15 protein-coding genes are annotated in these 18,412 nt (G+C 73.6%); 5 read left to right on the plus strand and 10 right to left on the minus strand.

Features of this window, described 5'->3' with window-relative positions:
- Positions 1–33: 33 nt before the first annotated feature.
- On the plus strand, positions 34–2,283 hold the full coding sequence (gene katG / locus LN037_RS11490; RefSeq protein ID WP_230752430.1) for a catalase/peroxidase HPI: 2,250 nt from the start codon (positions 34–36) through the stop codon (positions 2,281–2,283).
- Between the two features lie 56 nt (positions 2,284–2,339).
- Complete coding sequence (locus LN037_RS11495) at positions 2,340–2,630, plus strand: putative quinol monooxygenase (RefSeq protein ID WP_230752432.1); 291 nt, start codon at positions 2,340–2,342, stop codon at positions 2,628–2,630.
- Positions 2,631–2,651: 21 nt separating this feature from the next.
- Here LN037_RS11495 and LN037_RS11500 read toward each other — a convergent pair whose 3' ends face one another.
- Genes LN037_RS11500 through LN037_RS11510 form a run of 3 tightly spaced genes read right to left on the minus strand, consistent with a single transcriptional unit; the run spans position 2,652 to position 5,477 of the window.
- Positions 2,652–3,254 carry a TetR/AcrR family transcriptional regulator gene (locus LN037_RS11500; RefSeq protein ID WP_230752434.1) on the minus strand — a complete coding sequence of 201 codons (603 nt, stop codon included), beginning with the start codon at positions 3,252–3,254 and terminating at the stop codon, positions 2,652–2,654.
- Positions 3,247–4,830 (minus strand): class I adenylate-forming enzyme family protein, encoded by a 1,584-nt coding sequence (locus LN037_RS11505; RefSeq protein WP_230752436.1) that lies wholly within the window; start codon positions 4,828–4,830, stop codon positions 3,247–3,249. Before LN037_RS11505 ends, LN037_RS11500 begins: the two co-directional genes overlap by 8 nt.
- Positions 4,827–5,477, minus strand: coding sequence for a nitroreductase family protein (locus tag LN037_RS11510; RefSeq protein ID WP_230752438.1), 651 nt, complete (start codon positions 5,475–5,477; stop codon positions 4,827–4,829). Before LN037_RS11510 ends, LN037_RS11505 begins: the two co-directional genes overlap by 4 nt.
- A 130-nt stretch (positions 5,478–5,607) precedes the next feature.
- Between LN037_RS11510 and LN037_RS11515 the strand changes: the two genes are divergently transcribed.
- Positions 5,608–7,494, plus strand: coding sequence for a flavin-containing monooxygenase (locus LN037_RS11515; protein ID WP_230752440.1), 1,887 nt, complete (start codon positions 5,608–5,610; stop codon positions 7,492–7,494).
- On the opposite strand, the gene hchA is transcribed toward LN037_RS11515, so the two are convergent.
- The 5 genes from hchA to LN037_RS11540 form a co-directional block, all read right to left on the minus strand.
- Entirely contained in the window at positions 7,491–8,369 is an 879-nt protein-coding gene (hchA, locus tag LN037_RS11520; protein ID WP_230752442.1) for a glyoxalase III HchA, read from the minus strand. The genes LN037_RS11515 and hchA overlap by 4 nt on opposite strands.
- 80 nt (positions 8,370–8,449) lie before the next feature.
- Positions 8,450–9,811: a carotenoid oxygenase family protein gene (locus tag LN037_RS11525; protein ID WP_230752443.1), complete on the minus strand. Its 1,362-nt coding sequence runs from the start codon at positions 9,809–9,811 to the stop codon at positions 8,450–8,452.
- 115 nt (positions 9,812–9,926) lie between these two features.
- Complete coding sequence (locus LN037_RS11530) at positions 9,927–11,522, minus strand: hypothetical protein (protein WP_230752445.1); 1,596 nt, start codon at positions 11,520–11,522, stop codon at positions 9,927–9,929.
- Positions 11,523–11,644: 122 nt separating this feature from the next.
- Positions 11,645–12,298, minus strand: a complete 654-nt coding sequence (locus LN037_RS11535; protein ID WP_504755745.1) for an Rv1352/Rv1906c domain-containing protein — start codon at positions 12,296–12,298, stop codon at positions 11,645–11,647.
- Between the two features lie 109 nt (positions 12,299–12,407).
- On the minus strand, positions 12,408–13,142 hold the full coding sequence (locus tag LN037_RS11540) for a hypothetical protein (RefSeq protein WP_230752449.1): 735 nt from the start codon (positions 13,140–13,142) through the stop codon (positions 12,408–12,410).
- A gap of 761 nt (positions 13,143–13,903) precedes the next feature.
- Here LN037_RS11540 and LN037_RS11545 point away from each other — a divergent pair.
- Together LN037_RS11545 and LN037_RS11550 are read left to right on the plus strand one after the other, a co-directional pair.
- On the plus strand, positions 13,904–14,443 hold the full coding sequence (locus tag LN037_RS11545; protein ID WP_230752451.1) for a hypothetical protein: 540 nt from the start codon (positions 13,904–13,906) through the stop codon (positions 14,441–14,443).
- Between the two features lie 986 nt (positions 14,444–15,429).
- Positions 15,430–15,606 carry a hypothetical protein gene (locus tag LN037_RS11550; protein ID WP_230752453.1) on the plus strand — a complete coding sequence of 59 codons (177 nt, stop codon included), beginning with the start codon at positions 15,430–15,432 and terminating at the stop codon, positions 15,604–15,606.
- 271 nt (positions 15,607–15,877) lie between these two features.
- On the opposite strand, the gene LN037_RS11555 is transcribed toward LN037_RS11550, so the two are convergent.
- On the minus strand, positions 15,878–16,057 hold the full coding sequence (locus tag LN037_RS11555; protein WP_230752455.1) for a hypothetical protein: 180 nt from the start codon (positions 16,055–16,057) through the stop codon (positions 15,878–15,880).
- Positions 16,058–16,214: 157 nt separating this feature from the next.
- Positions 16,215–18,233 (minus strand): DUF222 domain-containing protein, encoded by a 2,019-nt coding sequence (locus LN037_RS11560; RefSeq protein WP_230752457.1) that lies wholly within the window; start codon positions 18,231–18,233, stop codon positions 16,215–16,217.
- Positions 18,234–18,412: the final 179 nt, after the last annotated feature.

An 18,412-nucleotide genomic window follows, 5' to 3' on the forward strand; every position in this document is an offset into this window, starting at 1 on the left:
GCCCGACCGTCCTCCAGCGAAGGGGCCCGCGTCATGACCGACTACGCCGAGTACTCCGACGTCCTCGAGGGCGCCTGTCCCTTCGGGGGCAACCGGATCGGGGGTGTCTACACCTCCGCGCCCACGCTCGCCGACTGGTACCCGGACCGCCTGCGGGTGGAGCAGCTCCACCGCAACGGCGCCGCCGCGAACCCGCTGTCCGACGAGGACTACTCCGCCGCCTTCGCGACGATCGACCTGGCCGAGCTCAAGGCCGACATCCGCCACTTCATGACGACGTCGGTGGACTGGTGGCCCTCGGACTACGGCAACTACGCGCCGCAGATGATCCGCATGGCGTGGCACGCCGCGGGCACCTACCGCATCGCCGACGGCCGCGGCGGCGCCGGCCAGGCCATGCAGCGCTTCGCGCCGATCTCGAGCTGGTGGGACAACGGCAACACCGACAAGTCCCGCCGCCTGCTCTGGCCGATCAAGAAGAAGTACGGCTCGGCCCTGTCCTGGGCCGACCTGATGATCCTCACCGGGAACGTCGCCCTCGAGGTCATGGGCTTCCCGACGACGGGTTTCGGCGGCGGGCGCCGCGACGCGTGGGAGGCCGACGACGGCACCTACTGGGGCCCCGAGTACATCGACATGACCGACGTGGCGTCCTACGACGACATGGTCATCCGCGGCGGCCGCTGGACCGGGCGGCCCGGGGACGACGGCTACGAGCTCGAGCAGCCGCTCGCCGCGTCGCACCAGTCCCTGATCTACGTCAACCCGGAGGGCCCGGAGGCCAACGGCGACCCCGCCGCCTCCGCGGTCGACATCCGCATCACGTTCGGCCGGATGGCGATGAACGACGTCGAGACGGTGGCGCTCATCGCCGGGGGCCACGCCTTCGGCAAGAGCCACGGCGCCGTCGCGGCGGACCGGATCGGCGCCCCGCCCGAGATCTCGCCGATGGAGCAGATGGGCCTCGGCTGGGACAACCCCGAGGGCACCGGCAACGCCGAGTACACGATGACCAACGGCATCGAGGGCTCCTGGACCCAGAACCCCACGCAGTGGGACAACTCCTACCTCGAGAACCTGTTCGGCCTCGAGTGGGAGCAGACGCAGAGTCCCGCGGGCGCGTCGCAGTGGAAGCCGGTCGACGCGAACGCGCCGACGACCCCGGACGCCCACCTCGACGGCGTCGAGCACCCGCTGATGATGATGACCAGCGACATCGCGCTGAAGGTCGACCCGGTCTACCGGGAGATCTGCCAGAGCTTCCTCGCCGACTTCGACTACTTCACCCGCGAGTTCTCGAAGGCCTGGTACAAGCTGACCCACCGCGACATGGGGCCGAAGTCGCGCTACCTGGGCCCCGAGGTCGCCGCCGAGGACTTCATCTGGCAGGACCCGCTGCCCGCCGCCGAGGGCGCGCCGCTGTCCGACGCGGACGTGGCGACGCTGAAGCAGGCGGTGCTCGACTCCGGGCTCGCGGTCTCCGACCTCGCCTACACCGCGTTCTCCGCGGCCGTGACCTACCGCGACACCGACAAGCGCGGCGGCGCCAACGGCGCGCGGATCGCCCTGGCCCCGCAGAAGGACTGGGCGGTCAACGCCCGCACCGTCCCCGTCGTCGAGAAGCTCCGGGAGCTCGCGACGGCGCACGGGGCGAGCCTCGCCGACGTCATCGTGCTGGGCGGCTGCGTCGCGGTGGAGCAGGCGGCGCGGGCGGCCGGGGTGGAGACCTCGGTGCCGTTCACGCCGGGCCGGGTCGACGCGACCCAGGAGCAGACCGACGTGTCGCAGTTCGCGTGGCTGGCCCCGGTGGTCGACGGGTTCCGCAACTACCAGCTCGAGGCCTACACGCAGGTCGCGACGATCGCCCCGGAGCAGGTGTTCCTCGACAAGGCGGCGCAGCTGGGCCTGTCCGCCCCCGAGTGGGTCGTGCTCACCGGTGGCCTGCGGGCGCTGGGCTGCAACCACGACGGGTCGGGCCGCGGGATCTTCACCGACCGCGTCGGGGTGCTCACCACGGACTTCTTCGACGTCGTGACGAGCATGGACTACGCGTGGACGAGGACCGACGAGGCCGGCTGGTCGTTCACCGTCGACGAGCGCGGCAGCGGGCGGCCGGTGTACGAGGCCGGGCGCAACGACCTCGTGTTCGGCTCCAACTCCCAGCTGCGGGCCGTGGCGGAGGTCTACGCCGGCAGCGACGGGCAGGAGCGGTTCGTGCGCGACTTCGTGGCCGTGTGGGACAAGGTGATGATGTCCGACCGGTACGACGTCGTGGCCGGCTGAGCCGGTGACCGGCGGTGGCGCGCACGAGAATTGCGCGCCACCGCTACGGTGACGCCATGTCGCTGCAGGTCGTCGCCCTGATCACCGCCAAGCCGGGCTCCGAGGAGCTCGTCGGGCGGGCCCTCGCCGAGCTCGTCACCGCGACCCGCGGCGAGGAGGGCTGCCTGTCCTACGAGCTGACCCGTTCCGCGGCCGAACCGACGGTGTTCGTCACCGTCGAGCAGTGGCGCGACCAGGCCGACCTCGACGCGCACATGCAGACCCCGCACGTCGCGCAGGCGTTCGCGACGGCGGGTGAGCACCTGGCGGCGCCGCCGGCGATCCACCCGCTGGTGCCGGTCGCGTAGGTCGACGGACCTGACGTCGACCTAGCGTCGGCCGAGGAGCCCGTCTACCAGCATCGCCACGTACAGCTCGGCGATCGCGTCCGGCGAGCGCGGGCCGGTCCGGTCCAGCCACCGCGCCGTCCCGTTGAGCGCGTCGAGCAGGGCCAGGGCGGCCAGGCCCGGGTCGTCGACCGTGAACTCCCCCGAGCGCACGCCCGCGGCGACGGTGTCCCGGACCCGCCGCTGGTAGTGCCGGCGGTGCCCCTCGACCTCGGCGCGGTGCTCGGGCGTGAGCGCCGCCAGCTCCTGGAGCCCGACGAGGAACTCCACCCGCCGTCGCACCAGGTGGTGCAGGTGCGCGCGGACGAGCGCCGCGAGGCGGGTGCCGGGCGTGCCGGCGTCGTCGAGCAGGGGCAGCGTCTCGGCCACCGGCTCGGCGGTGACCCGGCGGCAGATCGCCGCCAGGATCTCCTCCTTGGACCGGTAGTGGTGGTAGAGGCTCGCGCCCCGGATGCCCAGCTCGTCGGCGATGTGCCGGGTGCCGACGGCGTGGTAGCCCTCGCGGGCGAACAGGGCCGCGGCCGCGTCGACGATCTGCTCGGGGGTGACGCGGCGGCGCCCCGCCAACGGGACCGGCTCAGACATGCACGTGCCGGAGCTCGCGCTTGAGCACCTTGCCCTGGCCGTCGACCGGGAACTCCTCGACGAGGTGCACCGCCTTCGGCGTCTTGTACGACGCCAGGCGCTCCCGGCAGTACGCGACGAGGTCCGCCGGTTCGACGGGCGACCGCACGATGACGAAGGCGGTCACGGCCTCCGACCAGTAGTCGTCGGGCCGCCCCACGACCGCGGCGCGCAGCACCTCGGGGTGGGAGTGCAGCACCCGTTCGACCTCCTGCGACGACACGTTGAAGCCGCCCGACTTGATCATGTCGCGGGCGCGGTCGGCGAAGAACAGGTTGCCGGCGGCGTCGCCGCGCACGATGTCGCCGGTGCGCAGCCACCCGTCGTCGGTGAACACCTCGGCGGTCCGCTCCGGCTCGCGGAAGTAGCCCAGCATCACCGACGGCGACCGGCACCAGAGCTCGCCGGTCTCCCCCGGCGCGGCGTCGGCGCCGTCGGGCCGGACGATGCGGGTCTCCAGGTGCGTGACGGGCGTGCCGATCCAGGACGGGTCGGTGTCGGGGATGTCCTCGAGCCGGGAGAACCAACCCACGGAGCCGAGCTGCGAGAGCTCCGACTGGCCCCAGTAGGTCCCCCAGACCACGCCGTCGGCGGCGTCGGCCCACGCATCGACTGCGGCCGGCGAGACCTGCCCGCCGTAGGTCATCGCGCGGCGCACCGTGCCGACGGTCGCCGGCCCGAAGTCGGCGTGGCGGGCCAGCGCGAGGTAGAACGTCGGGGTCTGCGCGACGACGGTGACCCGCTCGGACGCGATGAGCTCCAGCGCCCGCGCCGGGTCGAGCGAGTCGGGCAGCACGAGCGTCGCGCCCATCATCGTCAGGGTGGTCATCGACCCGAGCCCCGCGATCGTGAAGAACGGCATGGCGAACAGCCACGTGTCGTCCGGGCCGGTGCGCAGGCCCCAGCTCCACGCCGGCGCGGTGGAGATGAGGTAGTTGCGGTGCGGGATCATCACGCCCTTCGGCGTGGACTCGGTGCCCGAGGTGTAGACGAGCATCGCGAGGTCGTGCTCGTCGACGTCGACGTCCGGCTCGTGGTCCGGGCCGGCCAGGATCTCGGCGAGCGGGGTCCAGCCCGCGGTCGCCTCCCCGAGGGTGACCCGCCCCGGCAGGGCGGCCGTGAGGGGCGTGAGCAGGTCGACGTACTCCGCGCCCGCGACCACGACGGCGGGTGCGGCGTGGTCGAGCTGCGCCGCGACCTCGTCGCGGCCGTGCAGCACGTTGATCCCGGTGAACGCCGCGCCCGCCTTGAGGGCGCCGTAGTACACCGCGACGACGTCGGCGCCGTTGCGCGCCATGACCGCGACCCGGTCGCCGCGCCGCACGCCGAGCGCCAGCAGGTGCTGCGCGACGGCGTTCGCGCGCCGGTCGAGCTCGCCGTAGGTGGTCTCGCGCCGCGACCCGCCGTCGTACGAGACGAGCGCGACCCGGGCGCCCCGGGTGCGGGCGTGGCGGCGGAGCTGGTCGCCGATCGTGGCCCGGCCGACCGGCCGGCGGTGGACGTCCGGGAGCGCGCGGACGTCGGCCGCTGCGCTCACGCCGGCGCCCCGGCGAACAGCGGGCGGCCGAAGGTCCCGTCGAAGGTGATCTGCTCGACCGGGGTGCGGGAGAGCTTCGTCGGGAAGGACCGCGCCGGGTAGCCGACGGCGACGTGCGCGGCGGTGATGTGGTCGTCGGGGACCGCGAGCAGCTCGCGGACCTGCGGTTCGACCGCGCAGAGCAGCGTGGTGACCGCGGTGGCGACGCCCCGGCCGCGCAGCGCGAGGCAGAGGTTCTGCATCGTCGGGTAGATCGACGCACCGCCGACGACGGAGAGGCGCCCGAGCTCGGTGTCGGTCGGGTGCAGGCCGGAGGTCTCGGCGCAGAGCACGAGGATCGCCGGGACCTGCGCGAGGTGGCGGGCGAAGTGGTCGGCGTCGCGGACGGTCTTCGGCAGCGCGTTCGCCTGGACGGTGCCCTCCCCGATGCCCGCGAAGTACGCCTCCCACATGGGCAGGTAGAGGTCGGCGAGGGCCTGCTTGCGGGCGGCGTCGCGCACGACGATCCACTTCACCGGCTGGCGGTTGCCGCCCTGCGGCCCGAAGCGGGCGGCGTCGATCGCCGCGTGCAGCACGTCGTCGGGCACGGGGTCCTCGCGGAAGTACCGGCACGTCCCGGTGGTGCGCATCGCCTCGTCCAGCTCCATCGCCGGTTCTCCTATCAGCGGGTAGGCCAGAGGACCGTCACTGTGCTGTGGCGCCGGGCACACGTCAAGCACTGACCTGGCCGGACCTCGGACTTGCGTGCCGGCGCCCTACCCGCCGTAAGGTCGACCCGTGACCACCGCCGCGCCCACCGACCTGCGCCGCGCGCTCGAGGCGGCGAACGTGCCCTGCCTGACGATGTGCCTGGTGCAGCTGACCGGCGACCTCCGGTGGCTGGAGGAGCCGTACGCGCCGACCCGGGCCCGCGGCCTGGACGACCACGACACCGGCGGCCTGCCCGACGCCGTGCAGGACGAGATCCGGGACGCGGCCGCCGCGGCGGTGGAGGCGTTCCGCGCGGGGACGCCGGCGGCCGTCCCGACCCCGCGGGGCGACCTGCTGCTGCGGATGCTGCGGACGTTCACGGGCGAGCCGGTCGGCGACGAGTTCGAGCCGATGATGGCCGAGACGCTCGGGGCGGCCGCGCCGGAGCCGACCCCGCGGCCCACGGTCCCACCCGGCACCGATGCCCTGGTGATCGGCGCGGGCGTCGGTGGGCTGCTCGCCGTCGCGACCCTGCGCGGGATGGGCATCCCGGTGACCGCCCTCGAGCGGAACACCGAGGTCGCGGGCACGTGGCGGGAGAACCGCTACCCCGGCGCGGGCGTCGACACCCCGAGCCACCTGTACTCGTACTCGTTCCGCCCGCACCCGTGGTCGACCGCGTTCGGCCGCCGCGACGAGGTGTTCGACTACCTGCGCGACTACGCCGACGAGGCCGACCTGCGCCGGTCGATCGAGTTCGGCGTCGAGGTCGAGGCGGCGACGTGGGACGAGGCGACCTCACGCTGGGAGCTGGTGATCCGTCGTCGGGACGGGACCCGGGAGACCCGGACGGCGTCCCTGCTGATCTCGGCGGTCGGCCAGCTCAACCGCCCGACGATGCCGGACCTGCCGGGCCTCGACGCGTTCGCCGGTCCGCTCTTCCACTCCGCCCGCTGGCCCGACGACCTCGACCTCGCGGGACGCCGGGTGGCGGTGGTCGGCACGGGCGCGAGCGCCATGCAGATCGTGCCGCGCATCGCCGGGGTCGCGGACGCCGTGACGATCTTCCAGCGTTCCCCGCAGTGGATCGCCCCGCACGCGGGCTACTTCGACGAGATCGGCGCGGAACGGCAGCAGGTGCTCGCCGAGGTGCCGTTCTACGCCGGCTGGTACCGCACGCGCCTCGCGTGGACGTTCAACGACAAGGTGCACCCGGCCCTCGTCGTCGACCCCGACTGGGAGCACCCCGAGCGCTCGGTCAACGCCGCCAACGACGGGCACCGCCGGCACTTCACCCGCTACCTGGAGGCCGAGCTCGAGGGCCGGCCCGACCTCGTCGCGAAGGCCCTCCCCCACTACCCGCCGTTCGGGAAGCGGATGCTGCTCGACAACGGCTGGTTCGCCGCGCTGCGCCGCGACGACGTCGAGCTCGTGACGGAGGCCGTGGCCGAGGTGCTGCCGCACGGGCTGCGGACGACCTCGGGCGCCGAGCACGACGCGGACGTCGTCATCATGGCGACCGGGTTCGCGGCGCACGAGTTCCTGGCGGGCGTCGACGTGCAGGGGCGGGCCGGTTCCCTGGCCGAGGTGTGGGGCTCCGACGACGCGCGCGCCCACCTCGGCGTCACCGTCCCGGGCTTCCCGAACCTCTTCCTGCTGTCGGGCCCGAACACGGCGCTCGGGCACGGCGGCTCGCAGATCACGATCATCGAGCTGCAGATGCGCTATGTCGCGCGGCTGGTCGCGGGCATGCTCGACGGCGGGTCCTCGGCGCTGGAGGTGCGCGCGGACGTCGCCGCGGCCTACGACGCCGAGGTCGACGCCGCGCACGCCGGGATGATCTGGACCCATCCCGGCATGACGAACTGGTACCGCAACGCCGCGGGCCGCGTGGTGAACACGTTGCCGTGGCGGATCGTGGACTACCGGGCGCGGCTCGAGGCGTCGGGGCCGGGTGACTTCGAGGTCCGCTAGCCCGTCGCGACCCGCTCGACGAGCACGTCGGCCGCGAGCCGGCCGAGCGCGTCCGCCGCGAGCGGGCTGTCGCCGGTGATGAGGTGGCGGTCGTGGTGGACGTGGCCCGCCATGTCGTCGTTCACCACGACGAGGCCCTGCGCCCGGAGTCCCTCCGCGAGCAGCCAGGGCATCTCGCCGGGGATGTAGCCGATGTCGACGTTCGCCCCGGTGTCCAGGGCGTCGGGGAACGCGCAGACCTCGTAGCCCGCCAGCGGTGACGGGTCTCGCTGCAGCCCCGCGGCGACGAGCGCCGCCGGCCCGTGGCACAGGGTGACGACGAATCTGTCGTGGGCCAGGGCGTGGTCGAGGACGGCCCGCACGTCGGGGGCGTCGTGCAGCCCCTGCATGGCGCCGTGGCCCCCGGGGATGAAGACGGCGAGGTGGTCGTCGAGCCCCTCGGCGATGACGTCCGCGAGTCGGCGCGGCGCCCGGAACTGCGGCAGGAGGGCGTCGAGGGCCCGGTGGACCGCCTCGTCGTCGGACGGTGTCGCCCAGTGCTCGAGCTTGACCGGGTTGCCCGACACCGTGGCGACGTCGACGGCGAAGCCGGCCGCCTGCAGGTGCATCAGCGGGAGCAGCGTCTCCACGGGGTGGTTGCCGGTGGAGAACAGCCGACCGTTCGCCATCGGCAGGTACCGCTCGTCGGTGCCGATCACGAGGATGCGCCAGCGTCCACCCGTGTACGCGCCCTCGTGCTGCACGCCGTCGAAGTCGGTGCGCGGCGGGACGTACTGGCCGAGGGAGTACGGGGACGGGAAGTAGGCGTCGCGTTCGGCGGGGTCGGGGGTCGGCTGCGTCGAGTCGCCTCCCCGGGGCACGGTGAGGTCGCTCATGCGGTCGCTCCTGTCGTCCGGGTGCGTTCCCCCGGACCGTGCCCGCTCGGGTCGGCACGCAATCCGGCGGTCCGGTGCGGTCAGGCCGGGATCCAGCTCCCGTGGAACCCGGCCGGGACACCGCGGGGCAGGGTGACCGCGGCGACGGTGCGGGTGACGTCTCCGGCGTCGAGGACGAGCAGGCGGGACGCCGAGCCGTCGCGGCGCGTCGTGATCGTGAGGAGCCAGCCGTCGTCCTCGGCCCGGTCGGGGGCGGCGGAGGGGACGAAGACGGCCTCGCCGGCGGAGACGTCGTCGCCCGGGTCGTGGGTGGTGGTGACGCCGGTGTCGAGGTCGAGCTTGACCACGGAGTCGCTGCGTCGTCCCGAGGCGACGGCGTAGCGGTAGCGCGCGGTCCGGCCCACGCGGTCGTCGTCGAGGGTGGGCATCTCGAGCGGGCGGTCGTCGAGCGGGGTCTCGGTGACGGCGCCGGTGGTCAGGTCGAGCGTCCAGCGGTGGTAGCGGGCGACGCCGAGCGCGACGGCCTCCGACGCCGGGTCGCGCCGCGGCCGCTTTCGGCGCTTCGCGGGGAACAGGGCGGCGGCGTCCGCGGCCGAGTAGCGGGCGGCGTCGAGCTCGATCCGCCCCGACCCGTCGTCGGGAACGAAGCGGGCCGTGCCGACGTGGAAGACGTAGCAGGGGTCGATCTCGAACCAGCGGACCGGCGCGTCCGGGTCGGTCAGCGACATGACGCCGAGGCGGGCGCCGTAGCGCTCCTCCCAGCCGAACGGCATGCCGGAGACGACCATGCGGCGCCAGGCGAAGGTCATGGGCAGGTCGAGGAAGATCGCGTGCCGGTCGGTGATCGCGAGGTCGTGCATCATCGTCGGCCGGTCGACGCGGACCGGACGACTCTCGACGAGCTCGCCCGTCGCCGAGAGCCGGTGGTAGGTCAGGTACGGCGGGAACGGCGAGTAGCCGTGGAAGTGCATCTCGCCGGTGACCGGGTCGGTCTTCGGGTGCGCGCACATGGCGGTCGTCAGGCGACCGCCGAAGTCCTGCGGGCCGACCGTGTCCAGGTCCTCGTCGATCTCGTACGGGAACCCCTGCTCGACGAGCGCGAGCAACTTCCCGGCCTGCGGCACGATGTGGGTGTTGGCGGGGACGGCGGTGAGGTCGGGCCCGCGGAGCCCGAGGAACGGTTTCCCCTCCAGCGCCCGGGTGCGGACCCACCGGTTGCGGTACCACTCGGCGCGCCCGCCCCGCAGCCGCAGCCCGTGCAGCATCCCGTGACCACGGAACCAGTGCCCGGGGTCGTCGCCGGGCAGCGGGTTGGGGCCGTTGCGGATGTACCGCCCGTCGAGCTCCGGCGGGATCGCCCCCTCGACCGGGAGGTCGACGGCGTCGATCTCGTCGGGGACCGGGGTGTAGCGGTCGCGCGTCGGGGGCGCTTGGGCGGTCATCACCTCCGAGTGTGCGGCTTCCCGACGACGGGCGCCGGTTCCGGATGCCGGCAGTGCGTCACGGCATGCACCCGGTGCCGGGGAATCCGGCACCGTCGCGGCCGCGCGGTGTTGCCTAGCGGGGCGCCGGCACGGGTGTCGCCGGGGTGGCGACCGCGGACTCCCCCGCCCGGCGCGGCGTCGGCACGGCCGCCCACTGCGCGTCGCGGGTCCGCAGGGCCGCCTGGCGTGCGGCGCGGAGCCGACGCTGCGGGTCGAGCGCCCACGACTGCCCCGGTCGGTCCGACCGGACCGCTCGCAGGTGCACCCACTCCGGCCGCCCGGCGTCGAGCACCTCGTCGACGAGCCCGCGCTCGACGTCGAGCTCCACCGAGGCCGCGGCCCACGCGGCGCCCCGGAGGTCGCGGGCCGCGCCGTCGAGGACGATCCGGGTGAGGCCGAGGTCGCCCGACGACCGCGCCAGCGCGGCGCGCGCCAGCACGAGGGCCTCGCGCCAGGGGCGGGGGTCGGAGTCGACGAGGTGGTCGTCGAGGTCGTCGGCGGCGGCCTGCGCCTCCTGCAGCCGCCCGAGGCGGGCGAGCACCGGGATCACGACGATGCGGGCCCGGGTCCCGCGCTCGCGGTCGGCGGTCAGCTCGGCGGCCGTGCGCAGCCACCGGACGGCCGCCTCGTCGTCACCGTCCTCCCGCGCCATCGTGGCCAGGGCGAGCGCGGCCCCGGCGGCGAGCTCGTCGTCGCCGTCGGCGGCGAGCTCGAACCGACGCCGCGCCTCGATCCGTCCGTCGGCGTGGGTGTCGGCGTCGACCAGGGCGAGGCGCGCGAGCACGTCCTGCGTGGCGCGGTCGGCGCCGTCGATCCCGGCGAGCAGGTCGTGGGCGGCGCGGCGGCGGCCGCACCGCAGTTCCGCCAGTCCCGCCGCGCGACGGGACGCCCGCGCGTCCTCGGCGTCGCCGCGCTCCGCGACCGAGCGGTGCCAGCGGGCCGCGACCTCGTCGTGCCCGTGCTGTTCGGCGGCCGCCGCGACGGCCCACGCGGTCTCGACCGGCACCTCGTCGGGATCGAGCCGCCCCAGCAGCACCGCCCCGACCCCCGCGTCGCCCCGCGCCACGGCCACCCGGCCGGGGATGAGCAGCCGGGCGGGGTCGCCGGCGTCGCGCAGCCGCCGCGCGAAGGCGGTGCTCACCGGCCACCCGGCGTGGCTCTCGGCGAGGTCGACGACCGCGGGGTCCGGCGCGAGGTGGGGCTCCCCGTCGCGCTGCACCCGGTGCACCAGCCCGGCCTCGAGCGCCGCGTCGAGCCCGTCGGCGTGCCCGGTCAGCCGCGCCAGCTCGGTCTCGTCGAGGGCGTTCCCGACGGCGAGCCGGTGCCGGTCGGTCACGGCGGTCACCACCGCACGCACCGCGTCCGGGACCTCGCACCCGTCGTCGGGAAGCCCGTCGACGAGGACGAAGGGGAGGTCGGGCACCGGGCCGAGGACCGCGTCGAGGACCGCGGGACGTGCCCCGACCAGTCCACGGGCCGGGAGCCGCTCGAGCTCGGCGGGCGTGGCGTCGAGGACGACCGCGAGCTCCTCGCCGTACCGCTCCCCCGCCGCCACCAGCACTGCCCGCACCGCGACCACCGACGGGCCGGTCACGAGCACCAGACCGTGCTCGGCGAGCGCCTCGTCGATCTCCAGCTGCGTGACCGCGTCGTCATCGTTCCGCGTCATGCTCGGTATGTCCGCCGGACGTCGCCGGGTGTTGCACCGAACGGCAGCTGCTCACTCGTCCGAGCCGTATGGTTAGCCCGGTCGGCCCAGCGATCGGGTGGCCGACCGGGGTCGCGCTGGTGCTACTTCTTGGTCCAGGTGCAGTCGCCGCTGAACTCGATGTACTTGTCCGACGCCTTGACGACCATCGTCGAGCTGCCGTCGACGTTGTCGTTCGCGTTGATCGAGCTGAGCTCGCCGTCGGCGCTGGAGAGGCGCGCCCAGTAGCACCAGTTCGCGCCCGAGGTCCGGTAGGTGCCGGCCTGGATCTCCGAGCCGACGGCGTAGGTGCCCGCGCCGTAGGTGCCGGCGGGCAGGCTCGCGGCGGAGGACGACCCCGACGAGCCCGACGACGCCGAGTAGGTCCCGGAGCTGTAGCTCGGCGCCGTCGAGGCGGCCGAGCCGATCGCGGCGACCCAGATCAGGCAGATCAGCAGGCCGACCGCCCCGAGCACGGCGCCGGCGATCGCGAGGCCGCGTCCGACGCCGTGCCTCGTGGCGGCGACGAGACCGGCGATCGAGAGGACCAGGCCGACGGGCGAGAGCACCCAGGACACGATCCCGATGATCGGGATCAGCGCGAGCACGGCGCCGATCAGGGCGACGACGAAGCCGGCCGTCGCGACCCCGTTGCGTGGCTCGGGCGGCGGCACGGGCACGCCCCCTGCGGGCATCTGGACCCACCCGTACTGCGACGGGTGGCCGTACTGCCCCTGCTGCGGACCGCCCTGCTGCATCGTCACGATGGACTCCCCCGACCGAACCAGTGCTGACACGGCACGTGTCGGGTGACGTCGAGAACCCGTTATCGACGGGCGTCGAACATCGCCCATCCGGGCTAACACGTCACGACGGGTACAACCGCCGCACCGCCGCGACCGCCGATCCGGGCCGCGCCACCTCGAACTGCCACCACGTCCCGTCGGCCGACGAGACGATCACGACCGGCATCCGCGCATTCCGCGGACTCCTCCCCCGGCGCACCGCGAGACCGTCGGCCGGCAGCACACGGATCGTCGGTCCCGGACGGGTCGCGTCGTCGCGCCGGTCCGCGGCGAACACGAGGTCGTCGTGGAACGCCAGCAGGGAGCCGCGGCAGGCCCCGTCGTCGTGGACGAGGGTGGGGCGACCCAGCTCGGGGTCGAGGAGCACGACCTCGCGCCGCCACCGCGGCGTCTCCGGCGCCCGTTCGCTGAGCACGAGGTACTCGCTGTCGCGCTCGGGCGGGACGCGGCCGACCCAGAGGACGTCCTGGACGTCGGACGGCCCGCCACCGCGACCCCGCTCCCGCCACCACCGCGGCCCCCACCAGGGCGGTTCCGAGAGCAGCACCAGCCAGGACCCGACCGCCGCGAGCAGCCCGGCCAACGTCACGAACCCCCCGAGCGGCGGGACGATCAGCGGTAACGCGCCCAGCGTGACCAGGAACAGCCCCACCCCCGGCACGAGCGTGATCGGCGCCGAGCGGGTCGGCTCCGGCGACGCCCACCCGCGCCACGCCCCGCTCCACGCCACCGCGCCCACCCCGAGGCACGCGACCCCGAGGACCAGCGCCACGAGGGAGACCGGGGACAGCACCACGGGACCGATTCCACCGGAATCGGTGCCCGCGCACACCCCTTCCCGACGACGGGTGTGACCGGGACTCACCGCGACGGCCGAGATTAGCTCGAGAGCGGTGGCCCACGTCGGTGCTGGTCATGCGTCGCTCGCGGCCGCCGGAGCGCGGCGCGCCTCGTCGGGCAGGAAACCGACGACGTGGACGGCCGCCCATCCCGCCTCGACGGCGTCGCGGGCCGTCAGGACGCTGTCGGCGATCTCCGTGTCGGTGAGCCATGCGGCGCCGTCGGTCGCCGGGCCGAGCGCGACGAGCGTCGACCCCTCGAGGTACCGCCGCGCTCACGCGTGCGCCCAGGACGCTGTGCCGACGACCTCGACCGCCCTTTCCGTGGCCCCATCAGCCCGCGCCCGTCCCGCCGCCACGGGCGCTCGGTGCGGTCGGTGCGGTCGGTGCGGTCGGTGCGGTCGGTGCGGTCGGTGCGGTCGGTGCGGTCGGTGGCAGCAAAGCACGACCAGTTCGGGCACCCGCCCCGTCGAGTACCGCGGCGATCCGGCGCACGAACTCCTCGGGGTGGCTCCAGTCCGCCTCCGCCCACCGTCCCGCCGGCCACCAGCACCGGTCCGATCCGACAGCGAGCGCACCACGCCGGTCCTCGGGTGCGGAACCCGAGACGGCTCGCTGCCGCCGGCTTCGTCGGGCTCCCCCGACGATTGACGCCCATTGAGCCGTCGCGTTGAACGGGATGACAGTGGACGCGGCAGCTCGCTCGGGGGGAGCAGCGATGACCGAGAACGACCCGCGGCCGCCAGCCGGTCGCCACGGAGTTCCCGACGACGACCCGGCCACGACCGACCTGATCGGTGTTCACCACGTCGTTCCGGGGCGGTCACAGCGGTGGCGGTTCGTGCTGGTCACCGTCCTGGCGGTGGTCGCACTGGGTCTCGCCGTCACCGCCGGGTTGGTGATCGACCGGCTCGCGGTCGGCGCGCCGGCTCCCGTCGCGGTGGCCCCGCCGAGTTCCGCCCCACCGTCGACTACGACCATCACTCCCCCGCCGACCACGACGACCGCCCGCGCGTCGCGGACGATCTCCAAGCCGGTCACGAAGCCGACCACGACCAGGGCGACGACCAAGGCCGACACGGCGCCGGGCTGCGGCGGCCGAGCCGTCGCACGGGGCGTGTTCAACCCGGCCTGCGCCGAGTACCAGGGCTATCTCGACCCGGGACGTGCCGCGGGCCGGCAGCCTTCGAGCGGCGACCTGCAGACCGAGTACGGCTGCGAGAAGGGCTACATCCCGAAGTCGGAGTGCCCGGGCTGATCATGTCGACGGACGACTACGTCGACGAATCCCGTCGCGCACGCGAGGCGGTCGACATCCGCCCCCAGACCAGCCTGGCCTGCGTGTTCGAGGTCCTCGCACGGGTGAGCGTCCAGACTGCGCACATGCCGCTGGTCTAACCATGACGTGCTGGTCGACCGTTCGATGGACCGAGATAGTCGCTCGATGGGGTGAACGCCTGCCCTGGTAGCCCCAGTGCGATAACGCAACGCTGCGACACGGCGAACTCCCCGCCGTCACAGCCGCGCTTCGGGGGAACGTCATGACCAGCACGATCATCAGGCCACGCCCTGCTCGTGGGACCACGGAGTCCACCCCGTGGCTCTGGGATGCCCCCACCATGCCGATCGCGCTCCCGGCACTGACGCACGACGAACAGCGTCCGGCGCCCCGGCTCACGACCGCCCGTCGGATCGGTGCCGGTGCGCTCGCCGCAACGCTCCTTCTGGGCGTCGGAGCCGGGGCCTATGCCCTCGGCCAGCGCGACGCGACGCCGACACCGGTCGTTGCCGCCGCACCCCCGTCGACTGTCCCGGCCACTGTCGTCACACCCGCGGTCCGCGCGGCGGTCACCTCGGGCCCGCAGCTCCTCGATACCGCCGGGCGTCCAGTGGAGGACGCGGTGGCCGCACAGGTCCGTCTCGTCTACGTCGCTCTGCAGCAGAACGACATCGAGGCGCTCGAGCGGTCCGAGGGCGCGGCCGGGTCCGACGACGGCCTCACCAGCTTCCCGCACCTCACCGGCGCCACGACGCGGAACCGCCTCCTGGACGCACTCCGAACGCGTCCCGTGCACCGGGGCCACACCTACCGCTACCGCATCGGCGGCTACGGCCTCGAGTTCCAGCAGGCCGACGGTTCGCTGGGCGCCGGCCTGGGCGCGATCACCGGCCCATGGACCGAGGACGCGACGACTACGACAACGAGCCCTTCCCGACCGACCACGGCCGCCCCCAGCACCTTCCGTGTTTCCCTACGGGAACGGCCCGACGGGCCGCTTCGGCGACGGGTGCGGTCCCTACGAGCACAACCTGGACGGGTACTGCAGCCCCGACACGGACGTCCTCGACGAGAACGGCAAGCCGGACCCAGCCAGGGCGGTCGTTCCCGGCAACCTGAAGAACCCGTCCCACGGTGGCTAGGCGCCAACCCGTGTTGATCCCTTCCCGACGGCGAGTGTGCGGTCACCAGCTCCGGTAGCGCGGCTGCGTCGGACCAGTGGCGTAGCGGACGTGGTTTTCGTCGGTCTCGATCAGATCGAGGCCCAGTAGGGCGGCGGAGAGGTCGGCGAACGCCACTTGAGAAGACTTGCGATCATCGGCCGGTCCTCGACCTGCCACCGTGGCCTGAGCTAGTGGTGCACACGCCCCGCGAGGCCGTTCCCGTCGAGCGGGCCGTCCTGCTCGAACGTCGTCAGATCGGCGACGTGAGGATCACCGTGAACCCGTCCTCTGCAGCGAACCAGGACCGGAGCCGCCGCAGGATCTCGACGTCGATTACCGCGGCCTTCGTCGGGACGAGCGCGCCGTGCCGCACCCGAAGGAGGCCGGACTCTCGCGGGACGTCCAGCGTGATCCGCACGCTCTGGGGCACCTCGTCCACGGTCGACGCACGGCGAGGTCGCGCTGCGAGATCGAAGCCTTGCAGTTCTCCTCCGACCCATGTCTCGATATCGGCGTGGCAGTCGCTTCGTTGACGACGATTCCTGAAGCGGCCCGCCCCGGAGCCACGGGCACCTGCGAAACCTCGATCACCCGGCGAGGTTCGCGTTCTGCCAGGGCCGGTTGTGTCGGGGTTGTCGGGTGGGGTCGAGCCATGTGGGGGGTCGGAACCAGGGCATGTGGTCGGTCATGTGGACGTCCCAGCCGCTGTGGTGGACGAGGTCGTGGTGATACCGGCAGAGGCAGACGAGGTTGTCGGGTTCGGTGTGTCCGCCGTGGGCCCAGTGGATGATGTGGTGGATTTCGGAGTGCCGGGCGCGTCGGCGGCAGCCGGGGAAGGCGCAGTGTCGGTCGCGGCGGGTGACGGCGCGGGCGGTGGCGGTGGGGATCGAGCGGGTCTTGCGGCCGACGTCGAGGACTTCGCCCTTCGAGCCCAGCAGCATGGGGATGATGTCGGCGTCGCAGGCCAACCGCCGGGCGGTGTCGGGGCGGATCCAGGTGGAGTCGCCGAGCAGCGCGAGTGCGGTGCTGGTGTCGGACAGTTGTTGGCGCAGCGTCTCGTAGTCCAGCGTCACGGTCAGGGTGACGCGTTCCCGGCCGGGTAGCGCCATGGTGTCGACGTCCGGTGGGGTCCACGGCCGCTGTGGTGGCGGCTCGCCCGGATCGGCCTCAGCCTCGGACCGGGACTCGGACTCGGACTCGGGCTCGGGGGTGGCGTCGAAACCGCTGCCAGCGGCACCGGTCCCGGCGTTCTCTTCGGGCGCGGGCTCGTCGGTGGCGGGCTCGGGCTCGGGTGCCGCATCGGAACCGGCGCCGGCCGCATCGGTTCCGTGGTCGTGCCCGGAGGCGCCGGGGCCGAACATCGGCGGCTCCTCGGCCTCAAGCTCGCCGGTGGCGGGCTCCGGTGCGCGGTTCGCGTCGGACCCGCTGCCGGTGGCATCGGCTCCCGCGTCGTTCCCGGGTGCAGCCTCGTCAGTGCCGGGGTCGGGTTCGTTGAGGCCGGCGTGGTGGCTGGCGGAGATCAGGTCCAGCAGCCCGGAGGCCTGCCGGGAGGGGAGGGAGCGGTCGGCCTCGTCGCGGGGGTCGTGTCCGCGGTTGCCGTCCTGCGAGGTCGGGGCTTCCCCGGTGTCGGGATCGGCGACCACCGACGACGCCGGAGCAGGCGTGGCGGCGCGGATGGCGTCGTCGAACAGGGCTGCGGCGGTCCGTTCGCGGAGTACGAGTTTGGCGTGCAGGTCCCCGTTGCGGCGCTTGGTGTAACGCAACTCGTTGCCCGACGCGTCGTCGTCCTTCGGCGCCGCCCCGTCGGGGTCGAGCCGGTCCGCGATCACCTTGGCGGCCGAGAACAGTGCTTTCGGGCTGTGGGTGGTGGCCAGCGCGGCGAGCTGCTCCTCCGCCGTCGCCAGCACCGCCGGCTCCAAGCCAGGGACCGCGCCGAGGCGCTGCATCGTCTTGCGGATCACCTCGACGTGGTGCTCGTCGACCAGCCCGTCGTCGACCACCGCCGCCGTCGCCGGCAGATCCGCCGGTGTCCTCGCCCCGGTGGGGGTGACGGTCTCCCGCAACGCGTCCGCCTGCCGCTCCAGCAGACGGACCGTCGTGGGGTCCAGGCGCAGATGGTCCTCCAGCAGCCGCGACATCCGCCGGTAGCCGGTCTCATCGAGCACATCGCTGTCACGGATCGCGTTGATCGCCCGGTACAACCGGGCCCCCGCCAGCCGTCGGGCCCGGACCGCGGCCGCGCCCTCGGCCAACAACGCCAACGACTCCGCCGACACCCCTTCCTCAGAAGAGGGCTCAGCGTCGGAGACACCCGGCACCGCCCACCCAGGCTCAGCCGACTCGAAGGGCTCGGCGGGCTCGACCGACTCAGCCGACTCAGCCGACTCGAAGGGCTCGGCGGGCCCAGCCGGTTCAGGCAGCGGGTCCTCGAGCTCGTACTCCAGCCACGGGTACACCGCGCGGCGCAGGGCCTCGGCATCCTCAGCCGCCCACGCTGCGACCACCTCCTCCGAAGGCGGCACCCACGGCGGCTCCTCGGGCTCCCACGGCGGCGGGACGAGCGCGGACAACCCCACCTCGGGGTCCCAGTCCGCCTCGATCGCCATGCACCTATGATCGAACACCAGTTCGACAAGATCTAGAGGCCATTCAGCCCAACTTGCTCAACCGAGGTCCCGTACCACCAGGTCGATCGCCCTGCGCACGTCGCCGCGTTAGGCGACGGGGCAACAGAGGTCGAGATCGAGCTTCGGACCGTTGCCGAATCACGGCTCCGCCGGGCGGC

The organism is Actinomycetospora soli, from assembly GCF_021026295.1.
Classification (GTDB): domain Bacteria; phylum Actinomycetota; class Actinomycetes; order Mycobacteriales; family Pseudonocardiaceae; genus Actinomycetospora; species Actinomycetospora soli.